The sequence below is a fragment of the Streptomyces lydicus genome (genome assembly GCF_000717345.1).
GTDB lineage: Bacteria > Actinomycetota > Actinomycetes > Streptomycetales > Streptomycetaceae > Streptomyces > Streptomyces lydicus.
This window is the reverse complement of the sequence record NZ_JNZA01000005.1, coordinates 22,123-39,844: the sequence shown is the minus strand read 5'-3', so window position 1 is coordinate 39,844 and position 17,722 is coordinate 22,123. Positions and strand designations below refer to the sequence as shown.

Here is a 17,722-nt window from a genome sequence, read left to right as displayed (position 1 = left end):
GCGAAGGCCCGGGCGCGCAGGCCGGCTGACGGCGCGCGGCAGACAGCAGGGGGCGGGCCCGCCGGGCCCGCCCCCTGTCGCACATCAAGTGATGTCGTGAGCCCCGCGGGCTCCCCCCCCGACCGGGGGGCACCACCTCAGAACTTGTTGCGCGGGGTGATCCCCAGCGACATCCCCGACAGACCCCGCTGCCGGCCGCCGAGCTTGCCGGCGATCGCGCGGATCGCCGCGCCCGCGGGGGAGTCCGGGTCGGTCAGCACGACCGGCTTGCCCTCGTCGCCGCCCTCGCGGAGGCGGACGTCGATCGGGATGGCGCCGAGCACCGGCACCTGCGTGCCGGTGGTCTTCGTCAGGCCCTCGGCGACCCGCTCACCGCCGCCGGTGCCGAATACGTCGACCATCTCGTCGCAGTGCGGGCAGGGCAGCCCGGACATGTTCTCCACCACGCCGACGATCTTCTGGTGGGTCTGCACGGCGATCGAACCGGCCCGCTCGGCGACCTCGGCGGCGGCCTGCTGCGGGGTGGTGACCACCAGGATCTCCGCGTTCGGGACCAGCTGGGCCACCGAGATCGCGATGTCGCCGGTGCCCGGGGGCAGGTCCAGCAGCAGGACGTCCAGGTCGCCCCAGTAGACGTCGGCGAGGAACTGCTGCAGCGCGCGGTGCAGCATCGGGCCGCGCCACACGACGGGGGCGTTGCCGGGCGTGAACATGCCGATCGAGATGACCTTCACGCCGTTCGCCGACGGCGGCATGATCATGTTCTCGACCTGGGTGGGCTTGCCGTAGGCGCCGAGCATGCGGGGCACGGAGTGACCGTAGATGTCGGCGTCCACGACACCGACCTTCAGGCCGTCGGCCGCCATCGCCGCGGCGAGGTTGACGGTCACCGACGACTTGCCGACGCCGCCCTTGCCGGAGGCGACGGCGTAGACCCTGGTCAGCGAGCCGGGCTGGGCGAACGGCACCTCGCGCTCGGCGGTGCCGCCGCGCAGCGACGTCGCCAGCTCCTTGCGCTGCTCGTCGCTCATTACTTCCAGGTCGACCCGGACGCTCGTCACGCCCTCGACGCCGGCGACCGCGTCGCGCACGTTGTTGGTGATCGTCTCGCGCATCGGGCAGCCGGAGACGGTGAGGTAGACCACGACCGCCACCGCGCCGTCCGCCGCGATGTCCACCGATTTGACCATCCCCAGGTCGGTGATGGGGCGGTGGATCTCGGGGTCGTTCACCGTCGCGAGCGCGGCGCGGATCGCGTCCTCGCCCGGGGTGGCGCCTGTTGGTGTGTCGGTAGCCATGACCCGATGGTACGGCGCGTGAGGCGGCCTCCGGAAAGGCCGTCAGCGGTCGTGTTCGTCACTCTCCACCGGGACGGTCTGCCACTGCTCCAGGTCCCGCATGACGTCCTGCAGCTCGGAGCGGATCCAGTCGCGGGTGGCGACCTCGCCCAGGCCCATCCGCAGTGCCGCGACCTCCCGGGTCAGGTACTCGGTGTCGGCGATGGAGCGCTCGTTCTGCTTGCGGTCCTGCTCCTGGGTGATCCGGTCCCGGTCGGCCTGGCGGTTCTGCGCCAGCAGGATCAGCGGCGCCGCGTACGACGCCTGCAGCGACAGCGCCAGGGTCAGGAAGATGAAGGGGTACCGGTCGAACCGCCAGGGGCCGGGAGCGGCGACGTTCCAGGTGATCCACGCCATGACGGTGACGGTCATCCAGACGAGGAACCGCCCGGTGCCGAGGAAGCGGGCGATCCGCTCCGACAGCCGCCCGAACGCCTCCGGGTCGTACTCCGGCAGGAACGTACGGCGCGGGGTGCGCGGCTGGTCCAGCCGGATCCGGGGCCGCTCGGTGGAGCCCCGCCGCACCGCCGAGGCGCCGTTCGCCCGGGTGCGTTCCCGGCTCTCCCGCTCCTCAGGTCCCATCGGCCGGCTTCCCGAGGTGTCCGGCGCCGGTCAGCCCGGCCGGGTCGGAGCCGTGCAGACCCTGCTCCCGCCAGTCCTCCGGGAGCAGATGGTCCAGCACGTCGTCGACGGTGACCGCGCCCAGCAGGGCGCCGCCCTCGTCCACGACCGGCGCGGCCACCATGTTGTACGCGGCCAGATAGCTGGTCACCTCCGGCAGCGGCGTCTCCGGCCGCAGCGGCGGCAGATCGGTGTCGGCGATCGAGCTGACCAGGGTGAACGGCGGGTCGCGCAGCAGCCGCTGGAAGTGCACCACGCCCAGGTACTTGCCGGTGGGGGTCTCGTCCGGCGGCCGGCAGACGTAGACCTGCGCGGCGAGCGCGGGCGAGAGGTCCGGGTCCCGGACCCGGGCGAGCGCCTCCGCGACGGTCGCGGCGGGGCGCAGCACGATCGGATCGGTCGTCATCAGCCCGCCCGCCGTGTGCTCCTCGTACGACATCAGCCGCCGCACGTCCGCGGCCTCCTCCGGCCGCATCAGCGCCAGGAGGCGTTCCTTCTCCTCCTCGGGCAGCTCGGAGAGCAGGTCGGCGGCGTCGTCCGGGTCCATCGCCTCCAGGACGTCGGCGGCCCGCTCCTCCTTCAGCTTGCCGAGGATCTCGATCTGGTCGTCCTCCGGCAGCTCCTCCAGGACGTCGGCGAGCCGGTCGTCGTCGAGCGCCGCGGCGACCTCGGAGCGGCGCTTGGGGGAGAGGTGGTGCAGCACTCCGGCGAGGTCGGCCGGCCGCAGCTGCTCGAAGGTGGCCAGCAGGCTCTCCGCGCCCTGGCCGTGCTCCTCCAGCGAGAAGCCGGTCACCGCCGACCAGTCGACGGTCAGCGTCTCCCCCTTGCGGCGCAGCGCCCCGCCCTTCCCCTTGCGGACGAAGACCTTCTCGATCTCCCAGTCGCGGCGGGCGGGCAGCTGGATGATGCCGATGTCGAGCACGGCCACCTCCTCGTCGGTCTCCACCAGCCGCACCCGGCGGTCGAGCAGCTCGCCGAACACCAGCGTCTCGGTGGGCCGCTGCTCGAACCGCCGCATGTTGATCACGCCGGTGATGACGATCTGGCCGGACTCCACGCCCGTCACCCGCGTCATCGGTACGAAGATCCGGCGCCGGTTGATGACCTCGACGACCAGCCCGAGCAGCCGCGCCGGGCGCCCGCCGACCCGGAGCAGCGCGACGAGGTCCCGCAGCCGGCCGACCTGGTCGCCGTTGGGGTCGAACACGGGGCTGCCGGCGAGGTGGGAGACGAAGATCCGGGGAGTCACCACTGCCATGCAGAGTGCCGCCCTTCTCCCGTTCGGTCAGAAATGAGGCATCAATGCGGGTTCAGGCTAACCCGCACGGGTCCCGGCCGCCGCGGTGAGCCGGGCCGTAGGGTGACCGCCACACGCCCGGCCGACGACCCGGTACGACCCAGGTACGCTGCCGTACTGCTGTCGAGGTCACCCGCATCAGGAGGCAGAGCCCACGTGAGCGCAATCCCCCGGGGGGCCGGCCCCCGACTGCTGGCCACCAGCCGCCGACGGGCCGCGCTGAAGGGGGCGGCCTGCGTCGGGCTGGTGGCGGCGCTGGCGGGCTGCGGCGGGCAGGACCCGGACGCCGGCACCAACGGGGTGGGAAAGCTGCCCGCGGCGAAGATCCAGGCCAAGGCGCGGGCCGCGGCCGAGCACGCCGAGACGGTGCACCTGTCGGGCAACGTCGTCAGCCAGGGCCGGACGTTCAAGCTCGACATGAGCCTGGCGAAGGACGGCGCCAAGGGCGAACTGACCACCAAGGCGGCCACCTTCCAGCTGCTGCGGGTCGGCGACGCGCTCTACCTGAAGGCGGACGCGGCCTTCTGGGCCGGCGAGAAGGGCGGCTCGACCGGCGGGAACGGCGGGGCCGCGGCGCAGAAGCTCGGCGGGAAGTACGTGAAGGTGCCCGCCGCCGACCCGGTCTACAAGCGCTTCAGCGGCTTCACCGACAAGGACACGCTGCTCGCCAGCCTGCTCGGGCTGCACGGCAAACTCGCGACCGGCGACCGCAGCGACATCGACGGCACCCGCACCGTCCGGCTCACCGCGGGCGCGGGCGCCGGCGGCACCCTGGACGTCTCGCTGGAGGGCACGCCCTATCCGCTGCGGCTCCAGCGGGCCGGCGGCGCGGGCGTGGTCCGGCTCGCCGAGTGGGGCAGGAGCGTGGACCTCAGGGCCCCGTCCAAGGACCAGGTCGTGGACTACGGCAGCCGGATCTCCAGCTCGGGGTAGGGGCCCGGTCCGATCCGAACCGGCCCGGCCGGCGCCGGTCAGCCCTTGCGGCCCCGGCGCAGCAGCTTCGGCAGCGCGGCCGGTGCGGGCCGCCGGGTGATCGCGGGGGAGGCCGGCGGCGGCGCGGCGTGCGAGACCTCCGGCATCCGGCCGGGGCGCTGGGTGGCCTCCGCCCCGGTGGGCTCCAGCCGCAGCACCCGGCACTCGCGTGCCCAGCGCTCGGTGAGGGTGTCGGCGTCCGGGGCGTTGAGCCGCTTGCCCTTCAGCTCCTCGACGGCGGCCTGCCAGGCTTCGCTGCCCGGCGCCGGCTCGACGACCCGCGCCTCCCAGGCGACCAGCCGGCCGCCCTTGTCCTTGCTGCGTACGGTGACGGTCGCGGTGCCGCCGTCGGTCAGCCCGAGGTCGTCCAGCGGCTGTTCCCCGGGGCCGCCGACGAGACACGCGGCCCCGTTGTGCCAGAGGTGCCACAGCGCCCGGGCCGGGCCCGTCGTCCCCCGCACCCAGATGAGGCCGGACTTCTTCGTGGCCTCCTCGATGAGCGCCCGATCCTGCAGGGCCTGCGACACGGTCTCCGTCATACGGCTCAGCCTAATGGGCCCGTCCGTGCCCGCCCGGGCCCGCCCAGGTGATGGGACGGCAGGCCCGGGGGCCGGCCGTCCCACCGCCACGGCGGGCCCGGGGCCGGCCGGTCACAGCCATCCGTTGCGCTTGAACCCGCGGTGGATGCCGACACAGATCGCGACGGTCACCAGCATCATCGCCGGGTAGCCGTACTTCCAGTGCAGCTCCGGCATGTAGGTGAAGTTCATGCCGTAGATCCCGGCGATCATCGTGGGCACGGCGAAGATCGCCGCCCAGGCCGTGATCTTGCGCATGTCCTCGTTCTGCGCGACCGCCGCCTGCGAGAGGTTCGCCTGAAGGATGGAGTTGAGCAGGTCGTCGAAGGACAGCACCTGTTCGTTGACCCGCGCCAGGTGGTCGGCGACGTCCCGGAAGTACTTCTGGATGTCGGAGTCGACCAGCCGCATGGGCCGCTCGCTGAGCAGCTGCATGGGCCGCAGCAGCGGCGACACCGCGCGCTTGAACTCCAGTACCTCGCGCTTGAGTTGGTAGATCCGCCCGGCGTCGCCGCCCTTCGCGGAACCCTTGGTGCCGTTGCCCTTGCCGTTGGTGCCCGAGCTGAAGACGTCGATCTCCACCTCGTCGATGTCGTCCTGCACCGCGTTGGCCACCGCCATGTAGCCGTCCACCACCTGGTCGGCGATCGCGTGCAGCACCGCGGACGGGCCCTTGGCCAGCAGCTCCGGGTCGTCCTGCAGCCGGTGCCGCAGGGCACGCAGGGAGCCCTGCCCGCCGTGCCGCACGGTCACGATGAAGTCCCGGCCGGTGAAGCACATCACCTCGCCGGTCTCCACCACCTCGCTGGTCGCGGTCAGCTCGGTGTGCTCGACGTAGTGGACCGTCTTGAAGACGGTGAACAGGGTCTCGTCGTACCGCTCCAGCTTGGGCCGCTGGTGGGCGTGCACGGCGTCCTCGACGGCGAGCGGGTGGAGCCCGAACTCCTTGGCGATACCGGCGAATTCGGCCTCGGTGGGCTCGTGCAGGCCGATCCAGGCGAAGCCGCCCTCGGACCGGACGCCGGCCATCGCCTCGGCCGGGCTGACGTGGTCGCTCACCCGGCGGCCCTCGCGGTAGACACCGCAGTCGACGATGGCGCTGTTCGGGCAGGCAGGGGTGTTCTCGTAGCGGTACGGGGTGTCGTCGCGCCGCCGGGAGGGGCGGACGGCGGCGCGCAGGTCGCGGATCATCGACATGGCTGGCTCCTTCACGGGCCGGCCGTCAGCTGCGGACGCAGGGCGCGGCGCCGCCCTGGACGTACCCGCGTCATCGGGGTGTACGTCCGCGGATTCCCTCCTCGCCGGAAGGGAGCGAGCGGGGCGGGCAGCGCGGGGTGCGAAACAGTGACGGCAGTTCGCAGAGACACGGAACAAAGAGTCGAAGGCGCTCTTCCGTCATCTCCATACGGCGCAAAGGCGCTTCCCTGGTTTCGCCGCTCTGCGGCGGGGTACGGAAGCTCTCGGATCAGGAGCGCTGCGCGAGGGGGATGACGGGAGAACTATCGGTACTGCACGGTCGACTCGGATCCACCGCAGCCCCACCTCCTCCGGCCGGTCCCCGTTGGGGGACGACGTCATTCCCTGACCAGACGGCAAGGCTATCAGCCGCCCGAAGGGCAAGGGCGCCGCTTTGCCTGTTCCATACGAACGGCCGTGTGCGCCGACGCCGCCCGCCGACGGGCGTCGGCCGGGTGCCGGGCCGGCCGTATGCTCGCGAGCATGTCTGACGTTCTTGAGCTGGTCGAAGCCCGGCTGCGGATGAGCCTGGGCGAGCCGGATGCGCGCGCCGCCGTCACCTTCCTCGGCACCGACCGCATCGAGGTGCTCCGCTTCGTGGACGGCGACGTCGTGCGCTACGCCACGCTCGGGATGTCCGCCCAGCCCATGTCCGACCCCACGGCCGTGCTCGCGGATCCGTTGCGGGGCCCGCGCGCCGAACTGGTGCTGTCGGTGCGCGCCGGCCGCGCGGAGACCGACAAGGTGCTCCGCCCGCTCGCCGTGCTCGCGGCGTCTCCACAGGTCGAGGGCGTGGTCGTGGCCCCGGGCGCGTCGTTGGACGTGGGCGAACCGCTGTGGCCCGGGGCGGCCTTCAGCTCCGTCCTGGTCGCCGAGCCGGGCGGGCTGGTCGAGGACCTGGCGCTGGACGAGCCCAGGGAGCCGGTGCGCTTCCTGCCGCTGCTGCCGATGACGCCCAACGAGGCCGCCTGGAAGCGGGTGCACGGCGCCGAGGCCCTCCAGGACCGCTGGCTGCGGCGCGGCACGGACCTGCGCGACCCGCTGCGCAGCGGTGTACCGCTGGACTGAGCCGCGGCGGGGCCGGCCCCAACCGGCCCCGTGCCGTGGTCAGTTGGCGAAGGCGGAGACCCCGTCCTGCGCCGCGTGCCGGGGCGCCGGCTCCGCCGCCTCGATCGTCAGCGCCCGCCGGCGTACGGCGACGATGCCGGCGCCGGCCACCGCCGCGGCGGCCGCGACCACGAACGGGATGTGCAGGTCGGTCCACTCCTCGATCTTCGGCGCGAGGAAGGGCGCGGCGGCCGCCGCGAACCACCGCACGAAGTTGTAGCCCGCGCTGGCCACCGGGCGCGGCGCGTCCGAGACGCCCAGCGCCAGCTCGGTGAACACGGTGTTGTTCAGGCCGATGAAGGCTCCGGAGAGGACCGTGCAGACGACGGCGGTGGTGTGGTCGCCGTAGCCCAGTACGAGCAGGTCGGCGGCGAGCAGCAGCAGGGAGCCGCCCAGCACCTTCAGCGAGCCGAAGCGGTGCTGCAGCCGGGGCGCCACGAGCACCGAGAACACCGCGAGCAGCACGCCCCAGGCGAAGAAGACGCCACCGGAGCTGTAGGGCGACATGTCGAGCACGAACGGCGTGAAGGCCAGCACCGTGAAGAACGCGTAGTTGTAGAAGAAGGCCGCGACGGCGGCGGAGGCGAGGCCGCCGTGGCCCAGCGCGCGGAGCGGGTCGAGCAGCGAGGTCTTCCGGGCCGGCCGGGGCTGTTCCTTGAGGAACGCGGTGATGGCGACGAAGCCGATGGCCATCAACACGGCGGTGCCGAAGAACGGGTAGCGCCACTTCAGGTCGCCGAGGATCGCGCCCAGCAGCGGGCCGCAGGCCATGCCGAGCCCCAGCGCGGACTCGTACAGCAGGATCGCCGCCGCGCTGCCGCCGGCCGCGGCGCCCACGATGACCGCCAACGAGGTGGAGACGAACAGGGCGTTGCCCAGACCCCAGCCGGCGCGGAAGCCGACGAGTTCGCCGACCGAACCGGACATGCCGGAGAGCGCCGCGAAGACCACCACCAGCGCGAGTCCGGCCAGCAGCGTCTTGCGGCCGCCGATGCGGCTGGAGACGAAGCCGGTGACCAGCATCGCGAAGGCGGTGATCAGGAAGTACGAGGTGAACAGGAGGGAGACCTGGCTGTTGGAGGCGTGCAGGCCCCGGGCGATCGACGGGAGGATCGGGTCGACGAGGCCGATGCCCATGAAGGCCACGACCGAGGCGCCGGCGGTGGCCCAGACGGCCTTCGGCTGGCGCAGGAGGGAGCCGCCGCCCTCCTGGAACGGATCGTCCGCGTGGCCGCCGCTCTTCGTGCCGCTCATGCTGCGGTTCCCCTTCCGTTGCCGGGTGCGTGGCGGTGATCCCCGGCGGCCGGCGGGCGGTCGCGCGAGATCGTTGACGTTTACACACAATAAGTTAGCCCACCTAAAGGATGCAAGCTGCAACTACCCTTCGGGTGGGGGTCCGGCGCGGCCTTGAAAGGGGTCAAATCCGGGGCGCGGTACGTGATTTTGGGCACACCGGTCGAGTGATCGTCCTTGACGCGGCGGCGGGCGGGGAGGACCGTTGGTCCTTATGAGGGGCGAACCCAGTTGCCCGAAGTGCGGAGGCCGGGTGCGGGCGCCCGGTCTCTTCTCCGACACCTGGCAGTGCGCCGTGCACGGCACCGTGCATCCGCTGCAGCCGGTCGTCCCGCCGAGCGTCGAGGCGCTCGGCGTCGTCGTGCACCGCGCACAGGTGCCCGTGTGGATGCCGTGGCCGCTGCCGGTGGGCTGGCTGTTCACCGGTGTGGCCTGTGCGGGCGACGACCGCGGCGGCGGCCGGGCGACCGCGGTGGCCTGCTCGGGCCCCGGCCCGCTCGGCGGACCCGGTGAACTCCTGCTGATCGCCGAGGAACTGGGCGTCGGACTGGGCGCGCGCTACGCCGGTATCGACGGCCTCGACCCCGGCTCCCGGATGTGCGTCGACACCGCGCCGCACGCCAAGGTGCTCGCCGCCGGCCGTCCGACCCCGCTGTGGCACGTCGACGGCGCGCCCTCGGACCGCGCGGTCTACGCGGGCGAGGCGCGCGGGCTGTGGCTGTGGGCGATCGCCTGGCCCGAGAAGTCCGGGGTGCTGATGTACGACGAGCTGGTGCTGACGGATCTGCGCGAGGCCGGCGCCGAGGTGGACCTGCTGCCGTGCGGGGCGCTCTCGCCGCGGATCCTGAGCTGAACGGGGAGGGCCGCCGCCCCGGTGCGGCCCACCGGTGCCGGGCGGCGGACGCCGGCCGGCCGGTATCCTTCTGAGGTCCCCCCACGGTGCCCCCGCGCCCGGTGTCCGCCCCGGACCCCGGCCCTCGTGCCCGTCCGCCCGTCCCGCAGCAGTCTGGAGTCCGTGTCGTGCGCATCGACCTGCACACCCACTCCACGGCGTCCGACGGCACGGACACCCCCGCGGAGCTGGTGCGCAACGCGGCGGCCTGCGGGCTGGACGTCGTCGCGCTGACCGACCACGACACCGTCGCCGGACACGCCGAGGCGCGCGCCGCGCTGCCCGAGGGGCTGACGCTGGTCACCGGCGCCGAACTCTCCTGCCGGCTCGACGGGGTGAGCCTCCACATGCTCGCCTACCTCTTCGACCCCGAGGAGCCCGAACTCGCCCGCGAGCGCGAGCTGGTGCGCGACGACCGGGTGCCGCGCGCCCGCGGCATCGTCGGCAAGCTGCAGGACCTCGGCATCCCCGTCACCTGGGAGCAGGTCGCGCGGATCGCCGGGGACGGTGCCGTGGGGCGGCCGCACATCGCCACCGCCCTCGTGGAGCTGGGCGTGGTCGGCTCGGTCAACGACGCCTTCAGCTCGCTGCTCGCCAGCGACGGCCCGGCGTACGTGGAGAAGCACGAGCTCGACCCGTTCGAGGCGCTCCGGCTGATCAAGGGCGCGGGCGGGGTCGCGGTCTTCGCGCACCCGCTGGCCGTCAAGCGCGGCCGCTGCGTACCGGAGAGCGCGATTGCCGCACTCGCCACGGCCGGCCTCGACGGCATCGAGGTCGACCACATGGACCACGACGCGCCGACCCGTGCGCGACTGCGCGGCACGGCCGCCGACCTCGGCCTGCTCACCACCGGCTCCAGCGACTACCACGGCAGCCGTAAGACCTGTCGCCTCGGCGAGTACACCACCGACCCCGAGATCTACGGCGAGATCGTGCGCCGTGCGACCGGCGCCTTCCCCGTTCCCGGCGCGGGCGGCTGACGACCGCTCGGCTCTTCCCCTCCTACGGGCCCGTGCGCGCCGCGCCGGCCCGTGACCCCCTGCTCGCCCGTACCACCTCTCGCAAGGCCATCACCGTGTTCGACGTCGCCGTCTTCAGTACTCTCTTCGTCACGCTTTTCGTGATCATGGACCCGCCCGGCATCACTCCGATCTTCCTGGCCCTGACCTCCGGCCGGCCCGCCAAGGTGCAGCGCCGGATGGCCTGGCAGGCGGCCACCGTCGCGTTCTGCGTCATCGCCGTCTTCGGCCTCTTCGGCCGGCAGATCCTGGGCCGGCTGCACATCTCGACGCCCGCGCTGATGATCGCGGGCGGTCTGCTGCTCCTGCTCGTCGCGCTGGACCTGCTCACCGGCAAGTCGGAGGAGCCCACCCAGACCAAGGATGTCAATGTGGCGCTGGTGCCGCTGGGCATGCCGCTGCTGGCCGGGCCGGGCGCGATCGTGTCGGTGATCCTCGCGGTGCAGCACGCGCACGGGTTCGCCGCGCAGGTCTCGGTGTGGGTGGCGATCGCGGCGATCCACGTGGTGCTCTACCTGGTGATGCGGTTCTCGCTGGTGATCATCCGGGTGATCAAGGACGGCGGGGTGGTCCTGGTGACGCGGCTGGCGGGCATGATGCTCTCCGCGCTGGCCGTGCAGCAGATCATCAACGGCGTGCTGCAGGTGATCCAGGCGGCCTGACCCCCGCCTGCGGTCCCGGACACGGCAGCGCCCCCGTACGACGTGTTCGTACGGGGCGCTGCGGCGTCGGGTGCATCCCGTATCAGCGGGCGTCGTAAGGAATCAACGGGCGGCGGTGTCGGCCGGGCGAATGTAGATGCGCTGGCCGATTGCGGCGGCCTGCTGCACGATCCGGTTGACGGAGGCGGCGTCCACGACGGTGCTGTCCACGGCGGTCCCGTCGACATCGTCCAGGCGCATGATCTCGAAGCGCATAAGGGCTTCTCCCTTCGTCTGATCCTCCTGCGGAGAACTTCACAAATGAGGTGGAGGGCGTGGCGTCGCTGCCAGGCGTTCCGTCGGGTACAACGACCCGCACCCTGCAATCATTCCCTACGCTAAAGAAAAGTTTCGACGGTCTAAATACTGCCTGGTGGAGCGCTTGTGCCCGCGGAGCGGGCGCCCGGACAATGGGTCCGGTATGAACGACGTCCAGCCCACGGGCCCCACCGACCTCGCCGCGCTCGCCGCGGGCATCGAGCGCACCAACGAACTGCTCACCCGGGTGCTCGCCGAGGTCGCCACCTCTCCGTCCACCCACGCGGCCTTCGTCGACGCGGGCTACGTCTACGCCGCGGTCGGCAAGCTCGTCACCGGCACGGAGGACCGCAAGGGCTTCGAGCTGGACGCCGAGGGGCTCATCGAGGCGTTCATCGACAAGGCCAGAACGATCTTCGCGGACAGCCGGCTGCTGCGCGTCTACTGGTACGACGGCGCCCGCCGCCGCATCCACACCCAGGAGCAGCAGCGGATCGCCGAGCTGCCCGACGTGAAGGTCAGGCTCGGCAACCTCAACGCCAACAACCAGCAGAAGGGCGTCGACTCCCTGATCCGCTCGGACCTGGAGTCGCTGGCGCGGCACCGCGCGATCAGCGACGCCGTCCTCATCGGCGGTGACGAGGACCTGGTCTCCGCCGTCGAGGCGGCGCAGGGCTACGGCGCGCGGGTGCACCTGTGGGGCATCGAGGCGCCGGGCGGCCGCAACCAGGCCGAGCCGCTGCTGTGGGAGGTCGACAGCGCACGCACCTTCGACCTGGCGTTCTGCAAGCCCTACGTCACCCGCCGCATCGGCGCCGAGTACGCCGACCCGGCGGCCGGTGAGGGCCCGGCGCCCAGCCGGGAGGAGGTCCGCTTCGTGGGGGCCAGGGTCGCCGCCCAGTGGCTGTCGGAGCGCGGCCGGGAATGGGTCGCCGAACTCCTGCCCGGCCACCCGTATCTGCCCGGCACCGTCGACCAGGAGCTGCTGACCGCCGCGGAGGCGCTGCTGCGGCACTCCCTGCGCGGCCACGCCGATCTGCGCCGGGTCCTGCGGGACGGCTTCTGGGAGCACGTACAGGGGCAGTACTGAGCCGCCCGCCGGTCGGCCGGCGGCTCGCGCTCAGGCCCGGCCGAGCAGTTCGCCGAGCCGGTCGAAGAAGCCCGCCCAGCCCGCTTCGGCCTGCTGGTACTGCTCCGCGCCGAGATGGCCGCCGACCTGACGGAACGCCATCTCCGTACGGTCCCCGAGGTCGGTCAGCCGGACCCGGACCAGCTCGCCCTCCGCGCCGTGCGGCGCCGCCTCGTCGGTGAGCGTGAACTCCAGGTGCTCGGGCGGCGCCACCTCGCGGTAGATCCCCGAGAACGGCAGCTCGCCGCCGTCCGGCGTCAGCATCACCAGGCTCCACACCCCGCCGGGCCGCACATCCATCGTCATCCGCTCCACCGGCACCGGCAGTTCGCCGCCGAACCAGTACGCGAAGTGCGCGGGCGTCGTCCACGCTTCGAAGACCAGCTCACGCCGGGCGTCGAAGGTCCGGTTGAGCGCGATGCCGTGCGGGTCGTCCTGGGAACTCTCGGTCATGGTCGAGCCCTTCGTACGGAGCCGGTGGCGGCCGGCCGCCGGTGGCCGCCCGCCCCCTTCGATGCTCGCCCAGCCGCCCCGCGCTGTCCTGACGGCACCGCCCACCCGGCCGAACCGGGAGGCACCGCCCGGGCCGGCGGGGAGCCGGGCCGGCTACCCCACCCCGCTCCAGAACCCCGTCAGCGCCTCGGCCGTCTTCTCCGGGCGCTCCGCGTTGGGCGAGTGCTCCGCGCCCTCGATGACCGTGCGGCGGGCCGACAGCCGCACCGCCATCTCGTCCATCGACGGGACCGGCCAGGCGTAGTCGACCGCGCCGGACACCACGTGCACCGGCAGCCCCGTACGGCACAGTTCCGCCACCCGGTCGGGCTCCTCCAGCATCTGCCGGCCGGTCGCGATCAGCTGCTCGGGAACGGTGTTCAGCCAACGGCGGTGCAGAAACGCGCCGATCTCCGGGGGAGTCGCCGCGTCCGCCGCCTCCGGCGGGTCCAACTCGCGCATCGCCTGCCAGACGCTCTCCATGTCGAGCCGGCCGAGCGCGTCGATCAGCATCCGCACCCGGACCTGCTGGGCCGCGTCGATGGCCGCGGGCCCGGAGCTGAGCACGGTCAGCGAGCGGAACGGGGCCGCGTCCAGCAGCACCGCGGCCCGGGTGACCAGCCCGCCCAGCGAGTGCCCCAGCAGATGCAGCGGACCGCCGTCGGCCTCCCGCACCGCCCACGCCTGGGCCAGTACGTCCAGCGCCAACTCCCGTTGCGCATAAGCCTGTTCCTCGCGCGGGCCCGGTGACTCGTGCTGGCCGCGGCCGTCCACCGCGACCGCCCGGAACCCGGCCGCGGCGAGCGGCTCCAGCAAGGCGATGAAGTCCTCCTTGCTGCCGGTGAATCCGGGCACCAGCACCGCGGTCCCGATCGGTGCGCCCTCCGGACGGGCGTCGTGCACGGCGAAGGAACCGCGCTCGGTGTCGAGTCGGTACGCGCGGGCGCACGGGGGCAGCGTGAGGACGGTCGGCCTGCTCATGGACCGAGATTATCCGGGCCGGCCGGCAAAACCGGGCCGGGACGCCGACGACCCGGCACCCGCGGTGTGCGGGGCCGGGTCGTCGGACCGTACGGGCGTCAGCTCTCGGGCGTGGCCTCTGCCGCGGGGGCCTTGGCCCGGGTGCGGCGGCGCACCGGCTTGGCCTCCTTGGCCTCGGCGGCGTCCGCGCCGTCCACGGCCGGCTTGGCGGCGGCGGCCTTACGGGTCCGCTTGGGCTTGGCGGGTGCCTCGACGGTGCCTTCGGCGGTGTCCACGGCGGCCTCGGCGGCCTTGGCGGCGGCGGTCTTGCGCGTCCGCTTGGGCTTGGCCGGAGCGGCCTCGGTGCCTTCGGCGGTGTCCACGGCGGCCTCCGCGGCCTTCGCCGCGGCGGTCTTCCGCGTCCGCTTGGGCTTGGCGGGGGCCTCGACGGTGCCTTCGGCGGTGTCCACGACGGCCTCCGCGGCCTTCGCCGCGGCGGTCTTACGGGTCCGCTTGGGCTTGGCGGGGGCCGCCTCCGCCACGGGCTCCGCGGCCGGGACGGTCTCCGTCACGGTTTCCGTCACGACGGCCGGAGCGGTCTCCACCGCGGCCTTGGCGGCGCTGCGGGTCCGGCGGCGGCGCGGCTTGGCGGGCGCGGCCTCGGCGACCGTCTCGGCCACCGCGTCGGCGATCACGGCGACCGCCTCGGTGGCGGGGGAGGTCTCGGCGGGAGCCGTCACCGCGGACGACTGCCCGGCGCGGGTACGACGGCGACGGCGCGGCTGGCGCGGCGCGGCCGGCGCGTCCCCGGCGTCGGTGCCCTCGGCGGCCTCGGGCGACCCGGTCGCCTGCGCCTCGGATCCGGCCTCGCCGTCCGGCGTCGCGCCGCCACGCGTACGGCGGCGCTGCCGCGGCGTACGGGTGCGCGGCGGGCGCTCCTCCTCGACAGTGGTGCCCCGGCGGGGTCCGCGGCCACGGCCGCCGGTCTCGCCCAGGTCCTCCAGCTCCTCCGCGGCGAGCCCCGCCCGGGTGCGCTCGGCGCGCGGCAGCACGCCCTTGGTGCCCGCCGGGATGCGGAGCTGCTCGTAGAGGTGCGGCGAGGTGGAGTAGGTCTCCTCCGGGTCGTCGAACGCCAGGTCCAGCGCCTTGTTGATCAGCTTCCAGCGCGGGATGTCGTCCCAGTCGACGAGAGTGACCGCGGTGCCCTTGGCGCCCGCCCGGCCGGTGCGGCCGATGCGGTGCAGGTAGGTCTTCTCGTCCTCGGGGGACTGGTAGTTGATGACGTGGGTCACACCCTCGACGTCGATGCCGCGGGCGGCGACGTCGGTGCAGACCAGGACGTCCACCTTGCCGTTGCGGAAGGCGCGCAGCGCCTGCTCACGGGCGCCCTGGCCGAGGTCGCCGTGCACCGCGCCGGACGCGAAGCCGCGCCGGGCGAGCTGGTCGGCGATGTCGGCGGCGGTCCGCTTCGTACGGCAGAACACCATCGCCAGGCCGCGGCCCTCGGCCTGCAGGATCCGCGCGACCATCTCCGGCTTGTCCATGGAGTGCGCGCGGAAGACGTGCTGGGTGGTGTTGGCGACGGTCTGGCCCTCGTCGTCCGGCGCGGTGGCGCGGATGTGCGTGGGCTGCGACATGTAGCGGCGGGCCAGCGAGATGACCTGGCCCGGCATCGTCGCGGAGAACAGCATGGTCTGCCGCTTGGCCGGCAGCAGCTGGATGATCTTCTCGACGTCGGGGAGGAAGCCCAGGTCGAGCATCTCGTCGGCCTCGTCCAGGACCAGGGTGCGGACCTTCGACAGGTCCAGCTTCTTCTGGCCGGCGAGGTCGAGCAGCCGCCCGGGCGTGCCGACGATCACGTCGACGCCCTTCTTCAGCGCCTCGACCTGCGGCTCGTAGGCCCGGCCGCCGTAGATGGCCAGCACCCGGACGTTGCGCACCTTGCCGGCGGTGAGCAGGTCGTTGGTGACCTGCTGGCACAGCTCACGGGTCGGGACGACGACGAGCGCCTGCGGGGCCTCGGTCAGCTGGTCGGGCCGGGACCGGCCCACCTCGACGTCCACCGGGACCGTGACGCGCTCGATGAGCGGCAGACCGAAACCCAGGGTCTTGCCGGTGCCGGTCTTGGCCTGGCCGATGACGTCGTTACCGGAGAGGGCGACGGGGAGCGTCAGCTCCTGGATCGGAAAGGGGGAGATGATGCCGACGGCCTCCAGGGCCTCGGCCGTCTCGGGGAAAATCCCGAGGTCTCGAAACGTAGACAGAATCTTGCCTCTTCTGTGAGACGCGGCGTGAGGCGGCGAAGGGGGTCGTACCGCTCCGTCGTACGGGTTGTACGGGGCCGGCCTGCGGCCGGTGGGGCGGGACCACTGCCAACGCTCAGGCACTCATGCCGCGAGCGGTGTGCCTCCTGCGGTGCGTACCTCTCGTACGCGCCGCCGCGGAGGGCGGTCGGTTTGGAGCCGATCGGGCCACCGACCGGGCATCCGCTTCGTGGAAAACCCACCGACTCCTCGGCAGGTCCAATACCACTGTACCCCGGATACGGCGCCCCCATCCGAAGGCTTGTATGAGTGAGGAATACGTCACGCCGCCGCGGGCCACCGGCCGGCCGGCCGACGGGCCGTTCGAACGAGTGAACGGAAGTGGCTGACCAGGGCCTTCCCCGGGCCCCGGAGCGGGCTATTGTGCCGGTCATGGGAACGCCTGACAACGCCGCGGCTGACGCGCAAGAACACACCGGGATCGCCGCCCAGGACTGGGCGCAGGCATCCGCCGACCCGCAGTACCGGGCCGCCGTGATCGATCTGCTCGGCGCGCTCGCGTACGGCGAGCTGTCCGCCTTCGAGCGCCTGGCGGAGGACGCCAAGCTCGCGCCGACCATGGACGACAAGGCCGAACTGGCCAAGATGGCCTCGGCGGAGTTCCACCACTTCGAGCGGCTGCGGGAGCGGCTCGCGCAGATCGAGGCGGAGCCGAACGAGGCGATGGAGCCCTTCGCCGCCGCCCTCGACGAGTTCCACCGCCAGACCGCGCCGTCCGACTGGCTGGAGGGCCTGGTCAAGGCATACGTCGGCGACTCGATCGCCAGCGACTTCTACCGCGAGGTCGCCGCCCGCCTGGACTCCGAGACCCGCGACCTGGTGCTGGCCGTGCTCGACGACACCGGGCACGCGTCCTTCGCCGTGGAGAAGGTGCGCGCCGCGATCGAGGCCGAGCCGCGGGTCGGCGGGCGGCTCGCGCTGTGGGCGCGGCGGCTGATGGGCGAGGCGCTGTCGCAGGCGCAGCGGGTCGTCGCGGACCGCGACGCGCTCTCCACGATGCTGGTGGGCGGGGTCGCCGACGGCTTCGACCTGGCGGAGGTGGGCCGGATGTTCTCCCGGATCACCGAGGCGCACACCAAGCGGATGGCGGCACTGGGGCTGGCGGCCTGACGCCGCCGCACTGTTTCTGACGGCACCTGAGGGGGTGCCGGGCGGCTCAGGCCGTCCGGTGCCCCTTCAATGGTGCCGCCGGCCGCCGAAGACGGGAGCGCGGCGGGCGCACCAGGACCGACAGCAGCGCCGCGCCCACGGCGACCGCGGCCACCATCACCTGGACGGGGTGGCCGGGGCCGAGGATCGAGCGGGTCAGCAGGGCGCCGAGCAGCGCCGCGACCGGGCCCGTCGCGAGGGTGAGGGTGCGCGCGGGGAAGCGGTCGGGCAGCCTGCGCATGGCGAACAGGGCGATGGCGAGCCCGATGAGGACGGCTCCGAGCGCTTCCAGGATCATGCTTTTCCCTCCCGCGAGTCTGCGTGTCCGGGCGGCGGCACCGAACGGGCCGTGCCGGT

Annotated in this window: 18 protein-coding genes; 7 read left to right on the top strand and 11 right to left on the bottom strand. The window is 73.0% G+C overall.

The genetic code is table 11. From position 1 onward, the window contains the following. Window positions 1-137: 137 nt before the first annotated feature. The 3 genes from OO62_RS05555 to OO62_RS05545 are packed head-to-tail and all read right to left on the bottom strand — an operon-like array spanning window position 138 to window position 3,216. The gene (locus tag OO62_RS05555) at window positions 138-1,298 is read right to left on the bottom strand and encodes an Mrp/NBP35 family ATP-binding protein (protein WP_051732779.1); all 1,161 of its coding nucleotides are present in this window, start codon (window positions 1,296-1,298) and stop codon (window positions 138-140) included. A 42-nt stretch (window positions 1,299-1,340) separates the two neighbouring features. Then, complete coding sequence (locus OO62_RS05550) at window positions 1,341-1,919, bottom strand: DUF1003 domain-containing protein (RefSeq protein ID WP_033266085.1); 579 nt, start codon at window positions 1,917-1,919, stop codon at window positions 1,341-1,343. After that, entirely contained in the window at window positions 1,909-3,216 is a 1,308-nt protein-coding gene (locus tag OO62_RS05545; protein ID WP_033266084.1) for a magnesium transporter MgtE N-terminal domain-containing protein, read from the bottom strand. The genes OO62_RS05550 and OO62_RS05545 overlap by 11 nt, the downstream gene beginning before the upstream one ends. 195 nt (window positions 3,217-3,411) lie before the next feature. Here OO62_RS05545 and OO62_RS05540 point away from each other — a divergent pair, with 195 nt between their 5' ends. Further along, window positions 3,412-4,188 carry a hypothetical protein gene (locus OO62_RS05540; RefSeq protein WP_033266083.1) on the top strand — a complete coding sequence of 259 codons (777 nt, stop codon included), beginning with the start codon at window positions 3,412-3,414 and terminating at the stop codon, window positions 4,186-4,188. A gap of 38 nt (window positions 4,189-4,226) precedes the next feature. Here OO62_RS05540 and OO62_RS05535 read toward each other — a convergent pair whose 3' ends face one another. Continuing rightward, window positions 4,227-4,766 (bottom strand): hypothetical protein, encoded by a 540-nt coding sequence (locus OO62_RS05535; protein ID WP_033266082.1) that lies wholly within the window; start codon window positions 4,764-4,766, stop codon window positions 4,227-4,229. A gap of 111 nt (window positions 4,767-4,877) precedes the next feature. Further along, window positions 4,878-6,002 (bottom strand): magnesium and cobalt transport protein CorA, encoded by a 1,125-nt coding sequence (locus tag OO62_RS05530; RefSeq protein ID WP_033266081.1) that lies wholly within the window; start codon window positions 6,000-6,002, stop codon window positions 4,878-4,880. Between the two features lie 522 nt (window positions 6,003-6,524). On the opposite strand from OO62_RS05530, the gene OO62_RS05525 reads away from it, so the two are divergent. After that, window positions 6,525-7,109, top strand: a complete 585-nt coding sequence (locus OO62_RS05525) for a suppressor of fused domain protein (protein WP_033266243.1) — start codon at window positions 6,525-6,527, stop codon at window positions 7,107-7,109. A 39-nt stretch (window positions 7,110-7,148) separates the two neighbouring features. Here the strand turns inward: OO62_RS05525 and OO62_RS05520 are convergent, their stop codons facing one another. After that, window positions 7,149-8,402, bottom strand: coding sequence for an MFS transporter (locus tag OO62_RS05520; protein ID WP_033266080.1), 1,254 nt, complete (start codon window positions 8,400-8,402; stop codon window positions 7,149-7,151). A gap of 253 nt (window positions 8,403-8,655) precedes the next feature. Between OO62_RS05520 and OO62_RS05515 the strand changes: the two genes are divergently transcribed. The 3 genes from OO62_RS05515 to OO62_RS05505 all read left to right on the top strand — a co-directional run bounded on the left by OO62_RS05515 (window position 8,656) and on the right by OO62_RS05505 (window position 11,014). Further along, a complete protein-coding gene (locus OO62_RS05515) occupies window positions 8,656-9,294 on the top strand; it encodes a DUF6758 family protein (protein ID WP_033266079.1) in 639 nt (212 codons plus the stop codon). 167 nt (window positions 9,295-9,461) lie between these two features. Then, entirely contained in the window at window positions 9,462-10,313 is an 852-nt protein-coding gene (locus OO62_RS05510; RefSeq protein WP_033266078.1) for a PHP domain-containing protein, read from the top strand. Window positions 10,314-10,408: 95 nt separating this feature from the next. Beyond that, window positions 10,409-11,014 carry a MarC family protein gene (locus tag OO62_RS05505; RefSeq protein ID WP_033266242.1) on the top strand — a complete coding sequence of 202 codons (606 nt, stop codon included), beginning with the start codon at window positions 10,409-10,411 and terminating at the stop codon, window positions 11,012-11,014. 102 nt (window positions 11,015-11,116) lie between these two features. Here OO62_RS05505 and OO62_RS39895 read toward each other — a convergent pair whose 3' ends face one another. Further along, the gene (locus tag OO62_RS39895) at window positions 11,117-11,269 is read right to left on the bottom strand and encodes a hypothetical protein (protein WP_099871903.1); all 153 of its coding nucleotides are present in this window, start codon (window positions 11,267-11,269) and stop codon (window positions 11,117-11,119) included. A gap of 205 nt (window positions 11,270-11,474) precedes the next feature. On the opposite strand from OO62_RS39895, the gene OO62_RS05500 reads away from it, so the two are divergent. Further along, window positions 11,475-12,401, top strand: a complete 927-nt coding sequence (locus OO62_RS05500) for an NYN domain-containing protein (protein ID WP_033266077.1) — start codon at window positions 11,475-11,477, stop codon at window positions 12,399-12,401. 30 nt (window positions 12,402-12,431) lie between these two features. Here OO62_RS05500 and OO62_RS05495 read toward each other — a convergent pair whose 3' ends face one another. From OO62_RS05495 to OO62_RS41280, 3 genes are all read right to left on the bottom strand, one after another. Continuing rightward, entirely contained in the window at window positions 12,432-12,893 is a 462-nt protein-coding gene (locus tag OO62_RS05495; protein WP_033266076.1) for an SRPBCC family protein, read from the bottom strand. Between the two features lie 153 nt (window positions 12,894-13,046). After that, entirely contained in the window at window positions 13,047-13,913 is an 867-nt protein-coding gene (locus OO62_RS05490; protein ID WP_033266075.1) for an alpha/beta fold hydrolase, read from the bottom strand. Window positions 13,914-14,011: 98 nt separating this feature from the next. Beyond that, the gene (locus OO62_RS41280) at window positions 14,012-16,279 is read right to left on the bottom strand and encodes a DEAD/DEAH box helicase (protein ID WP_033266074.1); all 2,268 of its coding nucleotides are present in this window, start codon (window positions 16,277-16,279) and stop codon (window positions 14,012-14,014) included. Between the two features lie 309 nt (window positions 16,280-16,588). Between OO62_RS41280 and OO62_RS05480 the strand changes: the two genes are divergently transcribed. After that, on the top strand, window positions 16,589-17,326 hold the full coding sequence (locus tag OO62_RS05480) for a ferritin-like fold-containing protein (RefSeq protein WP_033266241.1): 738 nt from the start codon (window positions 16,589-16,591) through the stop codon (window positions 17,324-17,326). 46 nt (window positions 17,327-17,372) lie between these two features. Here OO62_RS05480 and OO62_RS05475 read toward each other — a convergent pair whose 3' ends face one another. Next, window positions 17,373-17,663, bottom strand: coding sequence for a hypothetical protein (locus tag OO62_RS05475; RefSeq protein ID WP_033266073.1), 291 nt, complete (start codon window positions 17,661-17,663; stop codon window positions 17,373-17,375). Between the last annotated feature and the right edge of the window lie 59 nt (window positions 17,664-17,722).